Source organism: Acidimicrobiia bacterium (genome assembly GCA_016650365.1).
Taxonomy (GTDB): Bacteria; Actinomycetota; Acidimicrobiia; order Spongiisociales; family JAENVV01; genus JAENVV01.
In genome coordinates this window covers 1-22,098 of record JAENVV010000063.1, presented here as the reverse complement: position 1 = coordinate 22,098, position 22,098 = coordinate 1, and the positions used below count along the sequence as shown (strand labels likewise).

Genomic DNA, 22,098 nt, shown 5'->3' with positions numbered 1-22,098 from the left:
CCCGAGGGGCCAAAAAAATAGTCCTGGCTAAACCAAGCAACAGTCATCGCATGGCATAGTGGCCAGGAACTGGCTGAATGTCAAGCCTCATTGCGGAACCACTCGTCCCGCCTCAACCCGCACAACCCCGGCAAGCTCCAATTCCGTAATGGCCACGAGAACGTCGGTGACCGACTGATGACATCGCTTGGCCAACTCATCTATGGGGGTTCCGGCCGGGTCGCAAGCGGCAACCAACGGTGACACCGGAGGGACGCCGAGCCCCGATCGGGGCTTTTCGGCGGCTTGGGTGTTCGTAACGGGCGGCCCGAGAATCCGGTTGACGGCTTCGCGCAGATCATCGATACCGAGTACCGGCCAGCCCCCATCGCGAATCAGCAAATTGCATCCGACCGAGGCGGGGCGACCGATGTCACCCGGAACCGCGAATAGCTCCCGATGCTCGTCCGTGGCCATTCGGCCGGTGATCATTGCCCCTCCCGGCATCCCGGCTTCCACAACGAGCACGACCGCCGACAGACCAACAATGATCCGGTTACGGGGCGGAAAGCGCCACGGCGAGGGTCGGGTACCGGGCGGGTACTCTGAGATCACAGATCCGTTCTTCAGGATTTGCTCGCCAAGCGATCGATTCGCGGCCGGGTACCACCGGTCAACCCCGCTCCCGAGGACCGCTATACCCCGACCGCCCGCCCCCACCATGCCCCGATGGGCCGCTCCGTCGATCCCTTTCGCCAGCCCACTGACCACGGTTCGACCATCACCAGCCATGGCCCGCCCGAAACTCTCGGCCAATCGCAACCCATAGCCGGTGGCTCTCCGGGTCCCCACGATCGCAATACCGGGCACCGGCGGAACAGAACCGCGCGTGAACAACACGGATGGTGGATTGGCCAGATCGGCCAGACCTGCCGGATAGTCGGGGTCTCCCATAAACCGCAGCCCGATTCCAAGGACGGCCAGAGCCTCCCGACGGTCATCGGCGGGTATCCGAGTCGCAGCCACCGCATCTTCGGGCAGCGTCACCTTTCCCGACCAGATCGAGCGGAGGGCACCCTCCGGGCCCCCCAGGTCGACACAAAGTTGCCGACGGCGATCTGGATGCATCGGGGCGTACGCCAACTGCAGGGCAGCATCTCTCCGGTTCACCAGGTCCCTCGAAACCCGAGTGCTTCCGCTACATGGCGGGGGCCAACGGAGTCAGACTCGTCGAGATCCGCCACCGTTCGAGCCACACGCCGGACCCGGTCATACCCGCGTGCCGTCAACGCCAGTTGGTCAAACGCCCGATCGACGAGCGACCTGGCGTCCCGATGCCAGTCCATTTCGTCAAGCCGCCGTCGGCTCAACAGCCGATTGATGCAGCCCCGGTCGACCTGGCGTTTCCTGGCTGTCAACACCCTGGCGGCTACCACCTCTGACGATTCCCCTGGCGCCCCAAGAAGTTCGTTTCGTTCTGGCCGAGGTACTGAGACCCGGACGTCAAACCGGTCGATGAGCGGACCTGACAATCGCCTTCGATACTTCGCTACCGCCGGCGGTGGACACTCGCACGCTACCAGCGGATCCCCGAAATAGCCGCACGGGCACGGATTGGTGGCACCGACCAACTGGAACCTCGAAGGAAACCGTACCGAAATGCCCTTACGAGCAATCGTCACCGTTCCGTCCTCGAGAGGTTGCCGGAGGTGGTTGAGAAGCTGGGCCGAAAACTCGCCGACCTCGTCCAAGAAAAGGACACCATGATGGGCATAGGAGACTTCTCCAGGAACCGGAATCCCGCTACCTCCTCCGATCAAAGCGGCGGGCGTGGCTGAATGATGGGGCGATCGGAAGGGGCGCCGGTCCCGGCTAGGAGTGCCCCGGCCGCCGGCCGCCCAAATCTGAGCAACCTCAAGTGACTCATTGGCCGTGAGTGGGGGCAGCACGCTCGGAAGCGAACGAGACAACATCGTCTTGCCTGACCCGGGAGGTCCCCACATGAGCAAATGATGTCCACCGGCGGCGGCAATCTCAAGGGCGCGCCTCGCCAGCGCCTGGCCCCGAACCTCGGCCAACTCACTCGTCGGCTGGCTTTTCAAGGCCCCGACCGGAATCGGTTGCCCGGGCTCGCCCCTGAGTACTACCCCGAGAGCTTCCGCCAGAGACCCAACCGCCCGGACATCGGCGCCATCCACCCTGACGGCTTCGGCAGCGCTATCGGGAGCCAAGACGGCCGGAATACCCTTCCCCTTCGCCACGAGACCCGCCCCTAGCCCACCCCGAGCCGGCCGAACCGTTCCATCAAGAGCCAACTCCCCCAGCGCGACGACGCCGGCCGCTTGGGGCGGGACCAGCCCGGCCGCCACCAACACACCAATGGCAATTGGTAGGTCGTAGGCGGAGCCGACCTTCGGAAGGTCGGCCGGGGCAAGATTGACGATCACCCGTCCATGTGGGAATCGGAAACCTGACTCCAGAATGGCGGCTTTCACCCGCTCGCGAGCTTCGCGTACCGCGGTGTCTGGCAAACCTACGATCGTCATAGGGGTCGAGGCGGGCCGGCCAATGAAGACCTCGACGCTTACCGGTTGTGGTTCAACACCTTTGAGAGCGACTGATGAAACTGATGCGTACATCACGGAAACGTAACGCCGACCTGTGACAGAATTGGTGCGTCCTGTGGGCATTCCGTCCCGGGGCGTTCACAGCGCGCTCGCGCCCCGGGACAGGGTCTGCCCTGCACATCACGAGACGAATGAAGAGGTCCACCGAAATCTAGATTGCTCTAGAGCAGGAGATCGGCGATCACCCTCCAACGCGTCTTGTGCCAGCACTCCACATCGCTCTTCGCCGAGACAACGTGGTATCTCAACTATCGGCAAAAAGGACCAAAAAGCTTGAGTATGCCCAACCTGTTCAGGTTCCGCCGCGGCCAGAAGCCGAACCCATTCACCGTCTCGGGGTAACTTGGAGACATGATTCGCATCGATGACGACGATCAAATCCGCACCCTGACCATCGACTGGCCGGACCGGATGAACGCGATCCCCCCCGACGGATGGGAAACACTTCATCATCACGTCACGGAATTCGAACTGTCGGCGCAACGGATCCTCATCATCACGGGGGCCGGCGGTAACTTCTGTGCCGGGGCGAACCTGTCAGCTGACTCTTCTCAACATGGGGTGGCGGCCCGCCACAACCATATGCAAGCGATCGGGGCAGCCGCCAACGCCCTGATACGCACCACCAAACCCACCATCGCGGCCGTCGACGGCGTGGCGGTGGGAGCCGGAATGAACCTGGCGCTGGCGTGCGATGTCGTCATCGCCACTCCCGAAGCCCGGTTCTCGGAAATCTTCGCAAAGCGTGGCCTGACACTCGATTTTGGCGGTTCGTGGCTCCTGCCGCGCATCGTCGGCTTGCAACGAGCGAAGGAAATCTCGCTGAGCGGCCGGATCGTATCCGCTACCGAAGCCAGACAAATCGGGTTATGCATCGATCTCGTCGACCAGGATCAGCTCCTTGCCCGAGCCAGGGAACTGGCAATCAGTTTCCTCGGAGGGGCTCCCGTCGCTCAGCTCCTCACCAAACAAGCCCTCAATCGATCGTTCGAACTCTCGCTTGAGGAAGCTCTCAGCAACGAGGCCCGCTCCCAGGCGATCTGCCTTGGCTCCGAAGACGCCGGCGAAGGTGTCAGGGCGTTCATCGAAAAGCGCTCGCCGCATTGGAAGGGACGATGAACGGGCGAAAGGTTTGTACGTCATGGGTCTGAACCCGTTTCGAGGTGGAGGGGAGCCGCCCGGCATGGCCGACTATGCCATGGTCGCTGGAGCAATTCTCGCCGCGACCGCAGCGATCATCTGGGGATTCTTCGGTTGAGCACCATGTCGATCAGTGCAATTCAACCGTACGCCGCACGCAAGACCTACCAGTGTCCTGGTTGCGATTCGGTTATTGAGATTGGCGTTGGCCACCTCGTCGTGGTCCCGGAAGAAACTCCCGACCTTCGACGTCATTGGCATCATGGGTGCTGGCATCGATCGCGTCGATCGGGACGGGCCACCCCGTACGCTCATTGAGCCGGCAGCCAGCGGAACAGAACACCGTTGCCGCCGAATTCGACCACAACGAGATCGGATCGGTCACAGCGATACCCGGAAGCCAGGGCGATTACCTGACGTCGTTTGGCCGGGGTGAAGGTGCGGAATGGCTCATCGCCGGGATCCGAAAGCGTTTTGATCTCGACTGCGATTCGAAGGTCACCATGGCCGGCAATGACATCGAGTTCGCCGCGGCCAACCCGAACGTTCCGTTCGATGATCCGCAGGCCCTGACGAACCAGGAACCCGCAGGCGAGATCTTCCCCCAGCCGGCCGACCTGACGCTTGTCGAGACCTGGAATGGTTAGATCTGGACGCCCGGCTCGAGTTCCTCGATGTTGAGATCTCGGAAGCTCATGACCCTGACTCGTTGAAGGAACCTTGCCGGACGGTACATATCCCATACCCAAGCATCCTCCAGGAGGACCTCGAAGTAAACCGTCCCGTTCGCAGCTCGCTCGTTGACTTCGACACTATTGGCCAGGTAAAACCGCCGTTCGGTCTCGACGACGAACTTGAACATGGGCAGAACGTCGCGATACTCCTTGTACAACTGGAGTTCCACAGCCGACTCGTATCGCTCAAGATCTTCTTCGTTCACACCATGTCCTTATCAACGAGATCTACCCGGTACCCAACGGCCGCCGAATTCAGATGCTGCCCCAACGGTCCGTCGGCCAGAATCTTACGAAAGCACGCCCGACGACATTATTCACCTTTATCGGCCCGAACCGACGACTATCTGAAGAAAAGTCTCGATTATCACCCATGACCCACAACTCGTCGTCGCGCAACGTTCGGGGTGGCATATCGGCCATCTGGACATTCTCGGCGAGATACGGCTCGTCGATAGAAGTCCCATCTACCAGCACATGATTGTCCCGGATCTCGATTGTTTCGCCTGGTAACCCGATGACCCGTTTGATCAGGTCGTCGGGAACCGCCGTACTCGTGATCCCAAACGTCTGTTTGATGGTCTCGAGGATCCGGGTTCCGATCGGTTCCGCCGGAGTGTCCGCTTCGATGAACGGTGAGATGAAAACCACCACGTCACCTCGTTCGAGATCAGTGAACGCCATCAGCTTGTTGACGAAAACCCGGTCATCGACAAGAAGCGTTGGCACCATCGACTGGGAAGGAATCCAAAAGGCCTGGACCAGAAGCGCTTTGAGGACGATTGCGATAGCGAGCGCAATAATGATGAGGATCGGTAGCTCAGCGAGGAACGATTTACGCTTCGGTTTTGTCTCGGTTATCGATGGCGGCGGTTCGTAGGCCGCCGAGTCAGCGAAGGGATCCCGATAGGCTGGCTCTGATGGAGGAATCAGTCCCGCTTCTCCTTGATGCGGGCGGCTTTTCCGACCCGATCCCGAAGATAGTAGAGCTTGGCGCGTCGTACGTCGCCCCGTCTGGAGACCTCGATCTGCTGAATGATCGGGGCATGCAGCGGAAATACCCGCTCAACGCCAACACCGAAACTGACTTTGCGGACGGTGAAAGATTCGCGAATCCCGCCACCGTTTTTGGCGATTACGACGCCTTCGAAGACCTGGGTCCGCTCCCGGCCGCCTTCGACGACCCGGACGTGTACTTTGACGACGTCGCCCGGTCCGAACTTCGGAAGGTCCGTGCGCAGCTGAGCGCTTTCGATGTGGTCGATTTCATTCATGACTGGAGGCTCCTTGGAAGGCACCGCGGCGGGAAAAGAGGCGCTGACGCGCCCAATATGTTACCACTCCTGGTCGGGTGTCAATCCAGCAGGTCGGGTCGGCGGTTTCGGGTACGAATGATACGCTGCTCATGCCGCCAGGCGGCAATCCTGGCGTGATCGCCACTCAAGAGAACTTCCGGGACGGTCCATCCGTTGAACTCCGACGGACGCGTGTATTGCGGTTCCTCCAGGAGTCCGTCGCGGAACGATTCATGCCCGGTCGATTCGGGATTGCCCAGAACACCCTCGAGGAGCCGCGCCACACCCTCAATGATGGCCAGCGCAGCGACTTCTCCGCCGGCCAGCACCACGTCTGCCAATGAGACAACTTCGTCGATATGGTGATCGGTCACCCGTTCGTCTATTCCTTCGTATCGCCCGCATACGAGCGTGAGATGATCCAGGGTGGCCCATCGGTCCAATGTCGACTGGGTCAATCGGTCGCCAGACGGCGACATGAGAACCCGATGGGATTCAGCCAGGGGTCCGAGGGCATTGTGGAAGGGTTCGACCATCATCACCATGCCCGCTCCCCCTCCGAACGGAGCATCGTCGACCTGTCGGTGAGTGCCGAGTCCGTACGTGCGGAGATCGCGAATGTCGATCTCAAGAACCCCGAGGTCACGGGCACGTTTGACGATGCTCACTCCGAGCGGAGAGTCAAAAAACTCTGGAAAGATGGTTAGGACCGTGACTCTCATGACCGATAGAAAGGTAGTAGGTCGAAGGACCGGGGGTGGAGTATCCTCCCTAATACGTCGCCATGAGGAGAATCCAGGTGTCTGACAACGACTTCACAAGCGGTCACCCATGGGGTTTGGGCGACCCCGACACGGACAGCGCAACCGAGGCCGCCGCGCCACCTGCACCCCAAGCACATCAAGATGACCTGCCTGACGATCTTGCCGATCTATCAACCATCGAAGCACAGAGCGCGTCGACCATCCCTGGTCCGCTGGAGGAGTCGCTATCGGAGGCTCATCCATCCAACGCTGCGGTCGACGCAGACCTGGAGTTCGCACCAGAAGCACCCTCAGAAGATCCGATCATTCCCGACGAGTCCAAGGGCGATCAAGATCTGGATCTCGGTGATCTTGGCGGATTTGCCGACTTCGAAGGGTTCTCAGACAGCGCCGAAACTCAGGCATCTGACACCGCAGAGTCCAGTGACCTCGTCGAAGGCGAGTCGGGTGACCTCTCAGCGCTCGAAATCGATCCAGACCAGGTAGGTTCGGCAGGCGCATCCGAGACGGACGACTCGCCGGTTCCATCCCGACGTCGCCTCAACCCGCTATTGGCCGCATCCGGGCTGTTCGGGAGTTCCCCAACCGTTCCCCCACGTGCCATGGCCACGGGGGACGACTCATCGCCCGTCGATGCGCCAGACGCGTCTGAAACCGAACCTTCTTCGGACGCTGCATCATCGGAAGAACCCCTTCCAGCCCCCCCGGAGATTGCCGGAGAAGGTCTGGAGGGCGCCTTTGGCGACCTGGCGGCCGACACTTCGATCGACATCCCGGGACTAGGCGCGAGCGACGCCATTTTTGAAGACTTGCCCGCACCACTCGAAGACATCTCCTCATCATTCGGCGATCTCTCGGCTGTGGACGTACCCGATATCGCCGCCATTCAGTTCGACGAAGGATCCGTAGACTTTGGCTCCATCGAACTAACCGGCGACGCCGACTCGCTTGACGACCAGGGTCCTATCGATATGGCGTTCGAGGATGTCGAAAGTATTGAAGCCGAACTCGCCGAGACACTGCAAGCTTTGGGCGATCAGACCGCCGATTCGATTACCTTGGATCCGTCCGACGTGCCAACCGGTGACGCGCACGACTTCTTTCCGGAGTTCATGACTTCCATCGACGCTCCGGTCGATGACGTAGCGGTCGAAATCGAGATGGCTGGTATGCCTGCCAACGGTCCAGAGATGACAACCGACCCCGACGTCGAAACCCACCTCAACCTCGACGTTCCGGTCGATGACGAGGCCGAAGATGAACCGGAGTCCGCGCCAGGTGACGCCACCCTTGACATCTCTTCGGATTTCGCCGAGCCCGATTTCAGCACCCATACGTCGCCCCCCTCGGTATATCACGAGCTTGAGAGCCTTGGAGACGGCGAGACGAGTGAGACGCCTGAGAGCCCTGAGTCGATCTTCGGAGCTGTGCTTGGTGGTGCACCCGAGGGGCCGGACGATCCATTTGCTGCGATTTTCGGATCAGGCGAAGCTGCCATCGCGGCTGTTGCGGCCGCGGCCGCCGCAATCGAAACCGAGCAGCCAGTCAGGTTCACGCCTGGCGATAGTCCGACCGTTGACGACCTCCCGGATTTTCTTGTTGACGACGAACCCCATGCGGAAATCGGCCCGTCGGTCGCGGCGCCCGCCGAGTCCGCAGATGACTCGCCTGTTGAGTCCCCAGCTGAGGTCTCATCTGAGGTCTCAGATGAGGTCTCAGCTGAGGACACGGACACGGATACCTCGGGCGAGGCAACGGAACCGGCGGCCGACGCCGACAACGGCGAAACTCGAGCCGGCGAGGCAAAAGATTCCGAATATGTGGCCGTCCTGACAAACGAAGACAACGGTGCTGACGGGGTCGACGCGCCCCAGCCGGATGGCGAAACCCAGGCAGACCCGGGATCCGTCGAGATCAACGACGACGCAAGCCCCATCCCACCCCTGCCACCCATGCAGGCCACCACCCCCAGCTTCGATCCCGACCCATTCTCGTCTGGCCACGATTCAGATCTGACCAAAGTCGACGCCGACGACCTTAAATCGACCGGAGATGACCCGGCGGCCGCGGTTGAGGCAATGTTTCCATCGGACGTCCCGATGGATTTCAGCCCGCAAACCGGCGCAGAATCCAACTCACCAATCTCCACAAACCCACCTGCGATCGTAGGGACGACTACCACCGGAGTCAGTGAGAAGAAACCAATCCCGGAAGACTGGGGTACCCGAAGTGACGAGGCCTACGAGGGTTGGGTGCAAGACGACGAGGGAGTCGAAACGTGGCGCATGATCGTAACCAACCTGCCAACCGTTTCCGGATACGACATCGATGAGTTCCTCGGCCTGGCCGTGGCGGACTCGATGGTTGCCTCGCACGACGTCGAGACGGTGGCAATCGGCCGGAGAGCGGCCATTGATGCACTCACCGAGGACGGGGTTCTCCGGGGCGCTCACGCCATCGTCGCGGTGGCGCATGCCATTCAACCGGTTGGGGATCAGATACTTGTGACGGTCTCAGGCACTGCGGTCACCCTGAAACCAATCACCGCCCGCTGAACAGCGCTAAATAAGCTTGCGATCGGTGGCCCATTTGGTCAGCTCATGCCGGTTTGACAGTTGAAGCTTGCGTAAAACCGACGACATGTGTGACTCGACCGTTTTGACGGAAATAAACAACTGTTCCCCGGTCTCTTTGTAGGTATACCCCCTGGCAATGTGACGCAGCACATCGCGCTCACGATCGGTAAGAAGATCCAACTCCGGATCGATGTCGGCAATCGCAATGTGCGAGAACGCGTCAAGTACAAACCCGGCCAATCGCGGCGAGAACACCGCATCACCACCATGAACCCGTTCGATGGCCGCCACGAGCTCATGGGGGGCAATCGTTTTCGTCACATAACCGCGAGCGCCTGCCCGGATGATTGCCACAACATCTTCGGCGGCGTCCGAGGCCGACAAAGCCAGGAAAGCCACGCCCGGGTTTGCTTCGTTGACCCCCTCCAGAACCGCCTTGCCTCCCCCGCCAGGCATGTGGACATCGAGGAGCACCACATCGGGGGAACGCTCAGCGATAAGCTCGATAGCAGCGTCAACCTCGCTGGCCTCGCCGACGACCTCAATCGCCGACCCCAATTCATTGCGGACTCCCGCTCTGAATAGATCATGATCATCAACGATGAATACCCGAATCGGTTCCGTCATAGCTGCATGGTAAGCCGGACTTCCGTTCCGAGGCCTGGATCCGACTGAATTACCGAAGAACCGCCGTGACGGCTCATCCGACCCTTGATGGATTCCGACACGCCCTTTCGATCAGGCGGAACGTTGTTCTGGTCAAAGCCGGATCCCCGATCGCGCACAAAGACCATCACCCGTTCGTTGGCGACCTCGGCGAAAACCGAGACCTCCGATGCTCCAGAATGCTTGGCTGCATTGACCATCGCCTCTCTGGCCGCGGCGACGAGGCTCCGTAAACCATCATTGAGGTAGGCATCACCGACCGTAACCAACTCCACACGCACCTTGTAGGCGTCTTCGACTTCGGCCGCCGAGGCAATCAAAGTCGATTCGAAAGATTCGCCGTCGAGTTGTGACCCATACAACCAGGCGCGCAGGTCACGCTCCTGACCCCTCGCCAACGCCACAACTTCATCGGGGTCCGTACTACTGCGTTGAATGAGCGCCAGGGTCTGCAAAACGGAGTCGTGAAGATGAGCGGCCAAATCCGACCGTTCTTCTGCCCGGATCCGATCAGCTCGCTCCTCCTCCAGATTCCTTTCGGCAGACATTCGCATTCGGTCCGAACGTCTCAGCGCTCCAACGGCCCAGGTCACCGGGGCGGCCATGAACGGGTAAATCAACACGTTCGAACTGAGCACCGTCGGGTCGCCGATCCGATCTCCAATCCCGATCTGGATGAGTACCAGGCTCACGAGAACGAGCACCGGTGCCGCCGCCCCCGGCAATCCCTTTCCGAGAACGCCGATGAGAACCGACGAGAGCGGGTATCCCCCGACGAAGTTCGGGGATCCAGCCAGGTTGGGAGAGACCAGGATCAGGGCGCTTACGAGAGTGTCGAGACCTAGGAATGCCCAACTTCGAAACATTGCCGGCCGCCAAAACGAGACCCAAAGGGTCAGAGCCGTCCAGGCCGCGGCCAATGCGACTGCAGCAACGATGACCGCCGGGCGTTCTGCCTGCTGGGCGGAAGTCAGGGCAACCAGAGCCAACGAAAGCAACCAGAGCATCGCAATCGCCCGATAACCCACGATGATCCGCCGCAGAGTGGTTTCGAGTGACGCCATCAATCACCCACCGCCCGCAAACCATCAATACTTCTGGCGTTCTTCGATGCCCAATAACCCGGCAGGTGGGCCTCGCCCTTGGCCATCGCCCAGCGATCGAGCCGGTCCCGATCACCAGAGAACTCCATCAAAGGCACACCAAATCCGCAGGACGACCCGACTCTGTCGATATCAGCCACGATCACGGATCGGATGCCGGGCCGGGGCGCAAACCTGCTGACCAGACTCACAAATTCGTCGTCTTGGGGAAAAACAACCCGGCCCCGGCCATACAACCTGACGATCTCAGGGTTTCCTTCGAATGCACAAAACATGAAGGTGATCCGGCCATTTTCACGCAGGTGAGCGATCGTCTCGGCCCCGGACCCGGTCAGATCGAGATAGGCCGCCTGGTTGGGTCCGACCAGAAGGAACGTATCAAGGCCTTTCGGTGAAACGTTGACATGGCCGGACTCGCCGAGTGGGGCGGTCGCGACAAAAAACATCCGCTGTTGCCCGATCCAGGCGGCGGTTTCATGAGAAACAGAGTCAAAGGAGCTGCCCATCCCAGGACGTTACTCCCCGAGGGGCGATCTAGCGTGAATCCCCGGCTCAGAAGGTGGTCTGGAGAACCTCATAGAGCGTGCTGCGCAATGCCGGGATCCGGCCAACATCCACGATGGCGGTACGGAGTTCCTCCGGCGTTATCTCCGTTCCGTGCGCCGCCCCGGCCGAACGGGTGATGATCTCACCCATGAGCGTCCCACCTAAGTCATTGCAGCCGGCGGACAGCAGACGCTGGGCGCCATCGACACCGAGTTTCACCCACGACGCCTGGATGTTGTCGATTAGCCCATCGAACGCGATCCGGGCTACGGCGTGGATCAAAACCACTTCGTCCCAGGTCGGTCCGGGCCGGGAACGGCCCCGCAACCAAATCGGGGCGCCCATATGAACGAAAGACAGGGGAACGAACTCCGTGAAGCCGCCGGTTCGCCGCTGAATCTGGCGTATTACCTCGTAGTGATTCGCCCATGATCGCGGGGCGTCAATATGGCCGAACATCACCGTCGCCGTAGCCCGCAAGCCCATCTCATGGGCCGTAATCATGACTTCTGACCACTGGGAGGTTCGAATCTTGTCCGGACACAGGTGTTCCCTGACCGAATCGTCGAGTATTTCGGCCGCAGTTCCTGGCAACGTTCCGAGACCGGCCTCTTTGAGTTGGGAGAGGAACACTTTCACGGAGACACCAAGCGTCTCGGCACCTTGCCAGACCTCTAGCGGCGTGAACCCATGGATATGCATTTCCGGTAATTCGGCTTTGATGGCCCGAACGACGCCCGCATAGAAGTCACCCGTGAACTCCGGGTGGATCCCGCCTTGCAGGGTGACCTCCGTCGCCCCCCGGTCCCAGGCCTCCTTGGTCCAGCCGACGATCTCATCGACTCCCATCAAATACGGATCGCCGCGCAGGTTAAGGCTCTTGGGTCCCTTGGAGAATGCGCAGAACCCGCACTTGAAATAGCACATGTTCGTGTAGTTGATATTGCGGTTCACGACGTATGTGACTTGCGGTCCATTCGTTCTTTCTCGCAAACAATCTGCGACGAACGCCACCGCATCAACCTGATCGCCTCTGGCCTGAAAGAGCTGCTCGAGCTCATCGACGGTCGGTGCGACTCCCTCGAGAGAACGTTGCAGGATCGGTCGGAGGGAACCGGCCCCATCGAGCGCAGCTGGCGCCTGGCCACCGACCCACACACCATCTGGCCACTGAGCCGATACCCGCCCGGACGGGACGGGTGGCGCCTCATCCTTGCCGGGGGCCCAGCTGTACCTGGGACGAGCCCACCCGGCAGCATCTATCAGGTTCAGCCACGCCGTAAAGACATCATCGTCGAGAGCCACTCTCCCCTCATCGACCGTCACGCCGGCCGGGAACGCCGTCCGTTCCCGCAGGTCACCGACCACCGAGCGGAGCTCACCGATCTGGCTATTGGACCAATCGCGAAGAAGAAGATCCCGCGCTCCTGCCTCCCAGGCGGTCCTGGCATCTTCGACGGTGTCGACAAACACCGAAACGACCGCTTCCAAACCGGGAAGGCCGACCAGATCGACATATTCGACAACCTCGGATCGACCAACCCGTAGGAAACATGCCTGGCTTCGGGCCAGCGCGTCGAGTATGACGGCTCGCTCCCCGTCAGCCCTCACTGAAATCCGCCACCCTGGCACGGCCAGCTTGGCGAGTCGCAGAGCATCTTCTGGACCCACCACCCAGGCGGCCGGCTTTCCATCGGGCCCGGCTGTTTCGACCGGCAACAGGCCACCGGCCAGGCAGGCCGTTCGATCAGCCGCGTTGAGGCCGTCGACTTCCAGGGTGGTCGTGCCCTCGCGAGCCCTCGTCGCGGCGGTTAGTTCATGGATGCTGGAGGTCGGGCGGACCCGCAAGAACGTTGTGAACATCCGAGGAATCTAACCTTTCTCGGCCAATTGTGGAGTATGTCCGTACCCATCGTCGGTGGTGGCCTCCCGGACCTTCGTCAGGACCGCGGCGTCAAGCCAACCGTCGGATATGTATTCGGGGTAGACCGGTAGCCGGGACCGAAGCTCAAAGCCGGCCGCCGTGGTCCGTGCGGTGAGATCAGCCAGATGAGGCCAGGGCGCTTCGGGGTTAACCCAGTCGATCGTCAAGGGCGAAACCCCACCCCAATCGTTGATTCCTGCCTCAAGGTACGTCTCATACCGTTCGGTCAGGTTCGGCGGAACCTGAACGTTCATGGTCGGACCCATGATCCAGCGAGCAAGTGCTACCACCCTGGCAAACCAACTCGGGATCGGCTCGGCACCGAACCGCATGCGAGTATCAGCCTTCGCCCGGAAGTTCTGGATGATGACCTCCTGGATATGCCCCCAGCGGCTCTGCAAGTCGGCAAGGGCAAACAACGAATCTACGATCTCAGCGTTGGTCTCGCCGATTCCAACCAGAATCCCGGACGTGAATGGAACCTTCTGGCGTCCGGCCGCTTCGATTGTGGCAACTCTGACAGCTGGCACTTTATCGGGGCAGTTGAAGTGGGGCATTCCGGGTTCGGTAAGTCGGGGCGAAATGTTCTCGAGCATCAGTCCAATGGAGGGATTCGATCGCCGTAACCGGGCCACCGCATTCTCAGCCATCACCCCGGGATTGGCATGGGGAAAGAGCCCGGTTTCCGCATGAACTCGTTCAGTCATCGCCACGACATAGTCCATGGTCGTCGTGCAATCGACCGACGCCAGGAACTCTCTGGCGGCCGGGTATTTGTCTTCTGGCGCATCGCCCAATGTGAACAAGGCTTCGGTACATCCATGGCGGTCACCGGCCAGGGCGATTGCAAGCACATCGTCTGGTGTGAGATATTCCCCCCCATTTCCGGGAGGTTTGACGAATGTGCAGTACGTGCACTGGTCCCGACACATCGTGGTCAAAGGAATAAAGACTTTTGGCGAGTATGTGACGATCCGCCCCTTCCCCTCATCACGCAATCGTCGTGCCTCGACAAACAGGGGATCGGCACCAACCGTACCGTCGAGATAGGCAATGGCAAGTTCTGGGTCAGGACCGGGATGCACGGTCCTCACGCTAGTCGGCCTGCCAAGATGAACTAAACGCCATCACGACCTGCATATAATCCAGGGCGTGACTGATACATCGACCGACCAGCTCGACAAAGACGCCCAGGACGCCACCAATTCAGCTCAAATGAGCAAGGCGTTGAAAGTCGGGTTCCTCATCGGAACCCCGACCACGTTCATGGTCTTCTTCGCGATGATGTTCTTCGGCGCTCATCTGAGTCTCGGCCAAGCCCTCGTTACATCAATCTGGGTAGCGATTGTTGGTGGTGGGTTTTACGGCGGAGTTGCCGGCTTGCTGACCGTTCTCAACAAGCATCCCCACTAGGCGACTCACTCACCGATGTCGAGTAGGCCCGCAATGGCCTCGACAATCACGAAGCCTCCTTCGATGTCGACGGTTGGCACCAACGCGTCGACAAACGGAACCTCGACCCGGCCATCGGCAACCTGGATCGCCAACCGGTCTTGCGCTCCACCTGTGACAACTTCGATGATCTCACCCCTCCGAGCGCCCGAGGGGTCACGAACTTCCAATCCCGTCAGCTGGGATGGCCAATACTCCCCCTCGTCCAATTCACGCAGATGAGACTCGGTCATGGTCAATTGGACGCCTTGCATCAGCTCAGCGGTATTCCGGTCGGAAACTTCGGCAAACTTGATAAGGAAGACCCCGGCGCCGGTTCGAACCCGTTCAATGGTGAAGGGTCCGGTGGTGCCACCGAACTGAAATCCGGGTCTGAACTGTTCAGGATGATCCGAATAGAAGACAACGGCCACGTCCCCTTTGAGCCCGTGGGCTCTGGCGACGTGGCCGATGATAATTTGATCGTTCAAGGTCTTGAAGACCGCGTCCGGCGACTAGTCGAGAAACTCGACGCCTGCAGTCAGGCCTTCTTCGTCGGCGGCCGCCTGGGCGATCGTCCTGATCGCTTTGGCAACCCGACCTCTCCTCCCGATCACGCGACCCATATCTGATTTGGCAGCCCGCACTTCGGCGGTTACCTCATCGGGTCCTTCTTCAATGACTGTCACTTCTACAGCATCGGGGTCATCAACGATGGCCTTGACGATGTATGAGACGACGCTCTCGACGATGTCACCTTTTGGCATGATTTATTCTTCCTCGCCGGAATCGCCTTCGACCTCAGCCACTTCAGCAACTGGTTCGACGGGTGCTTCCTTCTTTGGGGCCGGCTTTGATGCCACAGTGTGGATCTCGCCACGGGAAATCTTGAACTGCGTCCATGCCCCGGAGATCTCCAACAACTTGCGGGCGGCCTCCGTCGGCTGGGCGCCATCATTGAGCCAGGTAACAGCCTTGTCGTTATCGATTTCGATTAACGAAGGCTCCTGACGGGGATCGTATCGTCCGATAGCATCGATATAGCTTCCATCGCGCGGTTGGCGGCCATCAGCTACGACGACTCGATATACGGGCTGCTTCTTTTTGCCCAACCGCATCAGGCGGATCTTGACCGCCATCTGCTCACCTCTTCCTGCTCTTGTTCTTTCGTTGCGGCCGCATGCCTGGCATTCCGGGTAGCCCGGGGACGCTTTTGCCTGCGGCCAACATCTTCATCATCTTTTGTGTCTCGCCGAACTGTTTCAGCAAGGCGTTGACCTGCTGAGGACTCGTTCCAGAGCCCCGCGCAATCCTCCGTTTACGACTTCCGTCGATCAACCGAGGGCTGTGCCGTTCTTCAGGTGTCATCGATCTGATGATCGCTTCAACCCGGCCCAAGTCCTTGTCGGATATTTCGACATCTCGTAGGGCCTCGTTGGCGCCTGGAAGCATAGCAAGCAATCCCTGAAGTGGCCCCATCCGCCGGATCTGTTGGAACTGGGCGAGGAAGTCCTCAAGGTCAAATTCGGCCTTTCGGAGCTTTTCGGCCATCTGCTCAGCCTCTTCGAGGTCCCACGTTTCCTCGGCCTTTTCAATGAGGGTGAGTACATCGCCCATCCCGAGAATGCGCGATGCCATGCGCTCTGGATAGAACACCTCGAAATCATTGAGTGACTCTCCGACCGCCGCAAATTTGATGGGTCGGCCGGTGACCTCCCGCACCGAGATGGCAGCTCCACCCCGGGAATCGCCGTCAAGTTTCGAAAGGATGAAGCCGGTGAGGTCGGTGTATTCAAGAAAGCCCTGCGCAACGTTGACCGCATCCTGGCCGGTCATGGCGTCCACCACGAGGAGTACCTCGTCGGGGTCGGAGATCTTGCGGATATCCGCCAGTTCGTCCATCAGCGCTTTGTCGATAGCCAACCGTCCGGCGGTGTCGACAATAACCACGTCGTGTCCGGCCCTGACCGCTTCCTTCATCGCCGCCTTCACGACCTTGCCCGGCTTGGACTTTCGCTCCGAATATACGCGGATGCCGATGCTCGCCCCGAGCGTTTCCAGTTGGTCGATGGCGGCCGGGCGGGCAAGGTCAGCAGCGACCAGTAATGGGTTTTTCCCCTGGGCCCGCAGGTACTTCGCCAGCTTGCCACTCGTCGTCGTCTTGCCGGAACCTTGCAATCCAACCATAAGGATCGTAAACGGTTCCTTACCCGTGAACTTCAAGCCGACTTCTGTGGTGCCGAGGGTCGTTATCAGCTCCTCGTGAACGATCTTGATGACCTGCTGACCGGGAGTCAGACTCGCATGCACCGCGGCACCGAGGGCACGCTCCTTGATCCTGGCGAGCAGATTCTTGGCAACCGAAACGTTGACATCGGCTTCGAGAAGCGCCAGTCGGACCTCACGGAGCGCCTTGTCGACATCGGCTTCCGATAGCCGACCTTTGCCACGCAGGCTCGAAAAAATACCGGTGAAACGATCAGACAGTGAGTCGAACATATGAAGCCGACAGTGTATCGGCGGCCGATCACTGCGTGAAAACCGGGTCAGGAACCGGCCATCGAGCGCACCAGCTACGATCAGCGGGTGATCGAGGAAACCGACGACCTCCTGTTGCGAGCCGATATTCGGCGATTGGGCGCCCAACTCGGGGAAACGTTGATCCGACAACATGGGCCGGAATTACTGTCCCTGGTCGAGGAAGTCCGCAGGCTCACTCGCCAGCAGCGAGACCATCCAAGCGCTGAAACCGGTCGCCGCCTCGAAGGGCTCCTCGAAAGCCAGGATCTCGACACCACCATCCGGCTGGTCAGGGCGTTCACGACCTACTTCCATCTCGCCAACGTCGCCGAGCAAACCCATCGGGTTGATGAACTAGCTGCCCCGGTCGGAGAAGATCGCGAGTGGCTTGAAGCCTCGGTGGACCGAATCCTGGCCGCAAACATGCCACAGGACGAACTCGATCGGATTCTGTCTCGGATCGAGCTCGGGCCGGTATTCACCGCGCATCCGACGGAAGCGGCCAGGCGCTCGATCTTGACGAAACTCAACGACATCGCCGGACTGCTCGAAGCCCGACTCGATCCACGAGCCACCGACGCCGACCAACGGCGGATCGATCGAAGGACCGCGGAACTCATCGAGCTCATCTGGCAGACAGACGAACTCCGCCTCGATAGACCCGAACCCATCGACGAAGCTCGATCGATCATCTTCTACTTCGATCAGCTTTTCACAGACGTGATACCCGGGCTACTGGAGGAATATGACCTGCAGATGCAGCGACTCGGGACCGTGGTCGATCCGTATTCGACCCCGATCCGCTTTGGAACCTGGGTCGGCGGTGATCGAGATGGCAATCCGTTTGTGACTCCGGCGGTGACGATGCGGGTCCTTGAGATTCAGCATGAGCACGGCTTGCGCAACATCATCAAAGCCGTCGAGGCGCTGTCGGCAGAGCTGTCATCATCGCTGGCGGTCCAGGGTATCTCGTCAGAGCTGGAGGATTCCCTTGCCGCAGACCGGATCGCACTCCCCCAGGTGTTCGACCGATTCGGATCGATGAACGCGGCCGAGCCGTACCGACTGAAATGCTCGTACATACACGAGCGCCTTCGCAACACCCGAGACAGATTCGCCGAGGGAACCCACCACCGGCCGGGGACTGCCTACCCGGGCGTGATCCAGCTTCTCGACGAGCTGACCGTCATGCGCAATTCCCTGCTCGACCACCGGGGAACATTCATCGCAAACGGACCCCTACTGCGCCTCATCCGCACCGTGGCGGCCTTCGGATTCCGTATGGCGACCATGGACGTTCGGGAACATTCGGAGCGTCACCACGAGTTGCTTGCCGTGCTCTATCAGCGCCTCGACATCGACTATCGAGCCGTAAGTCCCGGCGAACGCACCCGGTTCCTCGCCAATGAACTGACCGCCCGGCGTCCCCTATCGTCACCCACGACCCTTTTGACCCCCTCGACTGACTCGACCATGGGGACGTTTCATACGATCCGAGATGCCCAGGATCGATTTGGGATCGATGTTATCGACTCCTACATCATCTCGATGACCCGCGACGCCGGCGACGTATTCGCGGCCGCCGTACTTGCCAGGGAGACCGGCCTGATTGACGTACATACGAACGTGGCCCGGATCGGCTTTGTGCCTTTACTCGAGACGATCGACGAGTTGCGAGTGGCCGGTGCGATTCTCGACGACATGCTGTCGGAGCCGTCGTACCGGTCGATCGTTGCTGCTCATCATGACGTTCAGGAAGTCATGCTGGGCTACTCGGACTCCAACAAACACGGTGGCATCACCACATCGCAATGGGAGATATACAAGGCTCAACGTGATTTGAGAAACACGGCGATGAAACACGGCGTTCGCTTGCGCCTGTTCCACGGTCGAGGCGGCACCGTCGGTCGCGGAGGCGGCCCCACCCACGCCGCGATTATGGCCCAGCCGTTTGGCACCATCGACGGGCCTATCAAACTCACCGAGCAGGGCGAAGTCATCTCCGACAAGTACGGTCTGCCGGAATTGGCCCGCCGCAACCTTGAGTTGACGCTTGCTGCAGTACTCGAAGCCTCCACCCTTCACAAGACTCCACGCCAAAGCGAAGCGGTACTTGGCCACTGGGACGAAGTCATGGAGACTGTGTCGGATGCTGCGTTCGCTACGTACCGGAGCCTGGTCGACTCCGATCGCCTCGTCGATTATTTCCTGCGGTCTACTCCCGTTGACGAGCTAGGCGATCTCAACATTGGCTCACGCCCCTCCCGTCGGCGCGACTCGACCGGCCTCGACGGTCTACGGGCCATCCCCTGGGTGTTCGGCTGGACTCAAACCCGTCAAATCATCCCCGGATGGTTCGGAGTTGGGAGCGGCCTGGCGGCTGCCCGCCAGGCCGGCTACGGGGAAGCGATGACCGAGATGTACAAGACCTGGTCATACTTTTCAACGTTCCTCTCAAATGTAGAGATGACCCTCGCCAAGACCGACCTTGCCATTGCCGACCGATATGTCGACTTGTTGGTCGAAGACGAGGCCAAAGACATCCTTGAAGTCATCCGGGCCGAGTACGAGCTGACCCTTGCGGAGGTGGCGACCGCCACCCGCCACGAACTGCTGGCGGAAGCACCGACGCTCGCCAGGACATTGTCGGTGCGGGATCGATATCTCGATCCGATCAACTACCTCCAGGTGACGTTGCTGGCCCGCTCCCGTTCCGATGAGGGCGGGGACCCTCAACTACGCAGAGCACTGCTACTCACCGTCAATGGGATCGCGGCCGGCCTTCGCAACACCGGCTGAACCGTCCCGAGGGTGCACCGACACCCATCGGGCCATTACTATCGCGCCGTATGAGCCTGACCGTTGTGGATAACCCGATTACCAATCACTATTTGTCCATCCTCCGCTCCAACCAGTCGAACGCTGAGACCTTCCGCTCCGCAGCCAGACGGGTCAGCCTGTCCCTCGTTCACGAAGCCGCCAAAGGGCTTGTGGAAGAGACCATCGAAGTCGAAACGCCGCTGGAAAGAACTACCGGGACCAAAATTGCGCAGGGCATCGTGGCGGTCCCCGTGTTGCGGTCGGGGCTCGGCATGATCGATGCCGTGTTGGCACTGCTACCCGATGTTTCAGTTGGGTATGTCGGCGTGGCCCGCGATGAGATCACGATCAAGCCCGAGGAGTACTACATCAAACTGCCCGATATGGCCGGAAAGAAAGTGCTGGTCCTCGAGCCGATGCTGGCGACCGGCGGATCGTTGTCCTACGCGATCCAGATGATCAAAAACCGTGGCGGGGTCGATATCACGGCCATATGCGTGATTGCTGCCCCGGTTGGCGTTGACCGCGTCCAAAAGGAGCATCCCGACGTAGACCTCGTGATTGCCTCCATCGACCGCGACCTCAACGATCACTACTACATCCGTCCCGGGCTCGGCGACATGGGAGATCGACTCTTCGGTACGGTGTAGACCTGGCCATGCAACCCGACTTCGAGGAAGCCGTCCGTGAGGTTCTCACCGCCCTGAAGCCCGGCGATGTCGTCACCTACGGCGAAGTCGCCGCCGAGGCGGGTTTCCCCGGGGCCGCTCGAGCCGTCGGCAACATCCTCAGAGGGTCCGACGGACTTCCCTGGTGGCGAGTCGTCAATGCGGCCGGTCGACTGGTTCCCGGCCACGAACGTGAGCATGCCCAACGGCTGCGCGCCGAAGGAATCGCCGTGAAGAACGGCAAGGTTTCCAGATAGGCAGGTGCACGTTCCGCCAGCGGTGCCCGGTCTGTGCAGGTCTGATCCGTCGCTGGGCCCACACCTTTCACACACGGCCATCGAAGGCCTTGACAGCCTGGAGGACCGTTGGATCGACCTGTCCACCCACAACGCAGACCGCCACCCGCCACGCCGGGCCTCCCATCACGGCATCGCCGGAGCTGTCCTTGAGTAGGCTCGTCGATCAGGAGGACAACATCGTGAAGCGAGCGATCATCATTGTCATGGATTCCTGTGGAGCCGGAGAAGCCCCGGATGCTGCCGAATACGGGGACGCCGGGTCGGACACACTCGGACACACGGCCATGGCAGTCGGAGGGTTTGACCTCCCGAACTTCAGTGCGGCTGGACTCGGCAACCTGCACAGCAGCCTGGCCGGCATGCCTCCGGTCACCAGCCCGACGATGGCATACGGCAGGCTCGCCGAAGCATCAGCGGCAAAGGACTCAACCACCGGTCACTGGGAATTGGCTGGCATCATCACGAAAACACCGTTTCAAACCTTCACGGATACCGGATTTCCCGATGCCCTGATCCACGCCATCGAAGAGGAATCAGGTCACACGTTCATCGGTAACTACGCCGCCTCCGGAACAGTCATCATCGAGGAGTTGGGTCCGAGACATCTTGAATCGGGCGAACTCATCCTCTACACCTCGGCCGATTCCGTGTTCCAGATTGCCGCCCACGAGGAGATTGCCCCGATCGACGAGCTCTACCGGGTCTGCGAGATCGCCCGGAGGCACTGCGATGAATACCTGATCGGCCGGGTCATCGCTCGACCCTTCATCGGTCGGCCGGGGGCCTTTCAACGCACCTACAAACGTCACGATTACGCCATGCCGCCCCACTCAGACACCCTGCTCGACCACGCCAAAGCCGCCGGCTTGACGGTTCATGGGATTGGCAAGATAAGCGACCTGTTCGCAGGACGAGGCCTGACCGATGTAGTCAAAACCGAGGGCGATACCGACGGACTCAACCGGACGATAGAAGCGCTCAAGACGGTTGAGTCAGGAATCATTTT

The 22,098-nt window shown here is 60.4% G+C and carries 23 protein-coding genes; 7 read left to right on the top strand and 16 right to left on the bottom strand.

Annotation, left to right across the window (positions count from 1 at the left end):
- Positions 1-87 precede the first annotated feature (87 nt).
- Positions 88-1,149, bottom strand: a complete 1,062-nt coding sequence (gene dprA, locus JJE47_04025) for a DNA-protecting protein DprA (GenBank protein ID MBK5266579.1) — start codon at positions 1,147-1,149, stop codon at positions 88-90.
- A complete protein-coding gene (locus tag JJE47_04020) occupies positions 1,146-2,618 on the bottom strand; it encodes a YifB family Mg chelatase-like AAA ATPase (GenBank protein ID MBK5266578.1) in 1,473 nt (490 codons plus the stop codon). The genes dprA and JJE47_04020 overlap by 4 nt, the downstream gene beginning before the upstream one ends.
- 339 nt (positions 2,619-2,957) lie before the next feature.
- On the opposite strand from JJE47_04020, the gene JJE47_04015 reads away from it, so the two are divergent.
- Positions 2,958-3,725, top strand: a complete 768-nt coding sequence (locus tag JJE47_04015) for an enoyl-CoA hydratase/isomerase family protein (GenBank protein MBK5266577.1) — start codon at positions 2,958-2,960, stop codon at positions 3,723-3,725.
- Positions 3,726-4,057: 332 nt separating this feature from the next.
- Here JJE47_04015 and JJE47_04010 read toward each other — a convergent pair whose 3' ends face one another.
- The 5 genes from JJE47_04010 to trmD all read right to left on the bottom strand — a co-directional run bounded on the left by JJE47_04010 (position 4,058) and on the right by trmD (position 6,497).
- Positions 4,058-4,489: a YraN family protein gene (locus JJE47_04010; GenBank protein ID MBK5266576.1), complete on the bottom strand. Its 432-nt coding sequence runs from the start codon at positions 4,487-4,489 to the stop codon at positions 4,058-4,060.
- Complete coding sequence (locus JJE47_04005; protein ID MBK5266575.1) at positions 4,390-4,686, bottom strand: DUF2469 family protein; 297 nt, start codon at positions 4,684-4,686, stop codon at positions 4,390-4,392. Before JJE47_04005 ends, JJE47_04010 begins: the two co-directional genes overlap by 100 nt.
- A 49-nt stretch (positions 4,687-4,735) precedes the next feature.
- Positions 4,736-5,413 (bottom strand): signal peptidase I, encoded by a 678-nt coding sequence (gene lepB / locus JJE47_04000; GenBank protein MBK5266574.1) that lies wholly within the window; start codon positions 5,411-5,413, stop codon positions 4,736-4,738.
- Positions 5,410-5,754, bottom strand: a complete 345-nt coding sequence (rplS, locus tag JJE47_03995; protein MBK5266573.1) for a 50S ribosomal protein L19 — start codon at positions 5,752-5,754, stop codon at positions 5,410-5,412. The genes lepB and rplS overlap by 4 nt, the downstream gene beginning before the upstream one ends.
- A gap of 80 nt (positions 5,755-5,834) precedes the next feature.
- Positions 5,835-6,497 carry a tRNA (guanosine(37)-N1)-methyltransferase TrmD gene (gene trmD / locus JJE47_03990; protein MBK5266572.1) on the bottom strand — a complete coding sequence of 221 codons (663 nt, stop codon included), beginning with the start codon at positions 6,495-6,497 and terminating at the stop codon, positions 5,835-5,837.
- Between the two features lie 77 nt (positions 6,498-6,574).
- Between trmD and JJE47_03985 the strand changes: the two genes are divergently transcribed.
- Positions 6,575-9,094, top strand: coding sequence for a hypothetical protein (locus tag JJE47_03985; protein MBK5266571.1), 2,520 nt, complete (start codon positions 6,575-6,577; stop codon positions 9,092-9,094).
- Between the two features lie 6 nt (positions 9,095-9,100).
- Here the strand turns inward: JJE47_03985 and JJE47_03980 are convergent, their stop codons facing one another.
- From JJE47_03980 to cofG, 5 genes are all read right to left on the bottom strand, one after another.
- On the bottom strand, positions 9,101-9,742 hold the full coding sequence (locus tag JJE47_03980; protein MBK5266570.1) for a response regulator transcription factor: 642 nt from the start codon (positions 9,740-9,742) through the stop codon (positions 9,101-9,103).
- The gene (locus tag JJE47_03975; GenBank protein ID MBK5266569.1) at positions 9,739-10,845 is read right to left on the bottom strand and encodes a hypothetical protein; all 1,107 of its coding nucleotides are present in this window, start codon (positions 10,843-10,845) and stop codon (positions 9,739-9,741) included. The genes JJE47_03980 and JJE47_03975 overlap by 4 nt, the downstream gene beginning before the upstream one ends.
- On the bottom strand, positions 10,845-11,390 hold the full coding sequence (locus JJE47_03970) for a pyridoxamine 5'-phosphate oxidase family protein (GenBank protein MBK5266568.1): 546 nt from the start codon (positions 11,388-11,390) through the stop codon (positions 10,845-10,847). The genes JJE47_03975 and JJE47_03970 overlap by 1 nt, the downstream gene beginning before the upstream one ends.
- Positions 11,391-11,436: 46 nt before the next feature.
- Positions 11,437-12,816, bottom strand: coding sequence for a 5-amino-6-(D-ribitylamino)uracil--L-tyrosine 4-hydroxyphenyl transferase CofH (cofH, locus tag JJE47_03965; protein ID MBK5266567.1), 1,380 nt, complete (start codon positions 12,814-12,816; stop codon positions 11,437-11,439).
- Between the two features lie 486 nt (positions 12,817-13,302).
- Positions 13,303-14,448: a 7,8-didemethyl-8-hydroxy-5-deazariboflavin synthase CofG gene (cofG, locus tag JJE47_03960; protein ID MBK5266566.1), complete on the bottom strand. Its 1,146-nt coding sequence runs from the start codon at positions 14,446-14,448 to the stop codon at positions 13,303-13,305.
- A 58-nt stretch (positions 14,449-14,506) separates the two neighbouring features.
- On the opposite strand from cofG, the gene JJE47_03955 reads away from it, so the two are divergent.
- The gene (locus JJE47_03955; GenBank protein MBK5266565.1) at positions 14,507-14,767 is read left to right on the top strand and encodes a hypothetical protein; all 261 of its coding nucleotides are present in this window, start codon (positions 14,507-14,509) and stop codon (positions 14,765-14,767) included.
- Positions 14,768-14,772: 5 nt separating this feature from the next.
- Here the strand turns inward: JJE47_03955 and rimM are convergent, their stop codons facing one another.
- From rimM to ffh, 4 genes are read right to left on the bottom strand one after another with little or no spacing between them, the layout of a single operon-like run.
- The gene (gene rimM / locus JJE47_03950) at positions 14,773-15,276 is read right to left on the bottom strand and encodes a 16S rRNA processing protein RimM (protein MBK5266564.1); all 504 of its coding nucleotides are present in this window, start codon (positions 15,274-15,276) and stop codon (positions 14,773-14,775) included.
- Between the two features lie 24 nt (positions 15,277-15,300).
- Positions 15,301-15,537, bottom strand: a complete 237-nt coding sequence (locus JJE47_03945; protein ID MBK5266563.1) for a KH domain-containing protein — start codon at positions 15,535-15,537, stop codon at positions 15,301-15,303.
- Positions 15,538-15,555: 18 nt separating this feature from the next.
- Positions 15,556-15,924, bottom strand: a complete 369-nt coding sequence (gene rpsP, locus JJE47_03940) for a 30S ribosomal protein S16 (protein ID MBK5266562.1) — start codon at positions 15,922-15,924, stop codon at positions 15,556-15,558.
- Positions 15,925-15,928: 4 nt separating this feature from the next.
- Positions 15,929-17,284: a signal recognition particle protein gene (gene ffh / locus JJE47_03935; GenBank protein MBK5266561.1), complete on the bottom strand. Its 1,356-nt coding sequence runs from the start codon at positions 17,282-17,284 to the stop codon at positions 15,929-15,931.
- Between the two features lie 60 nt (positions 17,285-17,344).
- Here ffh and ppc point away from each other — a divergent pair, with 60 nt between their 5' ends.
- The 4 genes from ppc to JJE47_03915 all read left to right on the top strand — a co-directional run.
- A complete protein-coding gene (gene ppc / locus JJE47_03930) occupies positions 17,345-20,104 on the top strand; it encodes a phosphoenolpyruvate carboxylase (GenBank protein ID MBK5266560.1) in 2,760 nt (919 codons plus the stop codon).
- Positions 20,105-20,154: 50 nt separating this feature from the next.
- Positions 20,155-20,775 (top strand): uracil phosphoribosyltransferase, encoded by a 621-nt coding sequence (gene upp / locus JJE47_03925; protein ID MBK5266559.1) that lies wholly within the window; start codon positions 20,155-20,157, stop codon positions 20,773-20,775.
- Between the two features lie 8 nt (positions 20,776-20,783).
- Positions 20,784-21,050: an MGMT family protein gene (locus JJE47_03920; GenBank protein MBK5266558.1), complete on the top strand. Its 267-nt coding sequence runs from the start codon at positions 20,784-20,786 to the stop codon at positions 21,048-21,050.
- A gap of 188 nt (positions 21,051-21,238) precedes the next feature.
- On the top strand, positions 21,239-22,098 hold an 860-nt coding region (locus tag JJE47_03915; protein ID MBK5266557.1), incomplete at its 3' end, for a phosphopentomutase.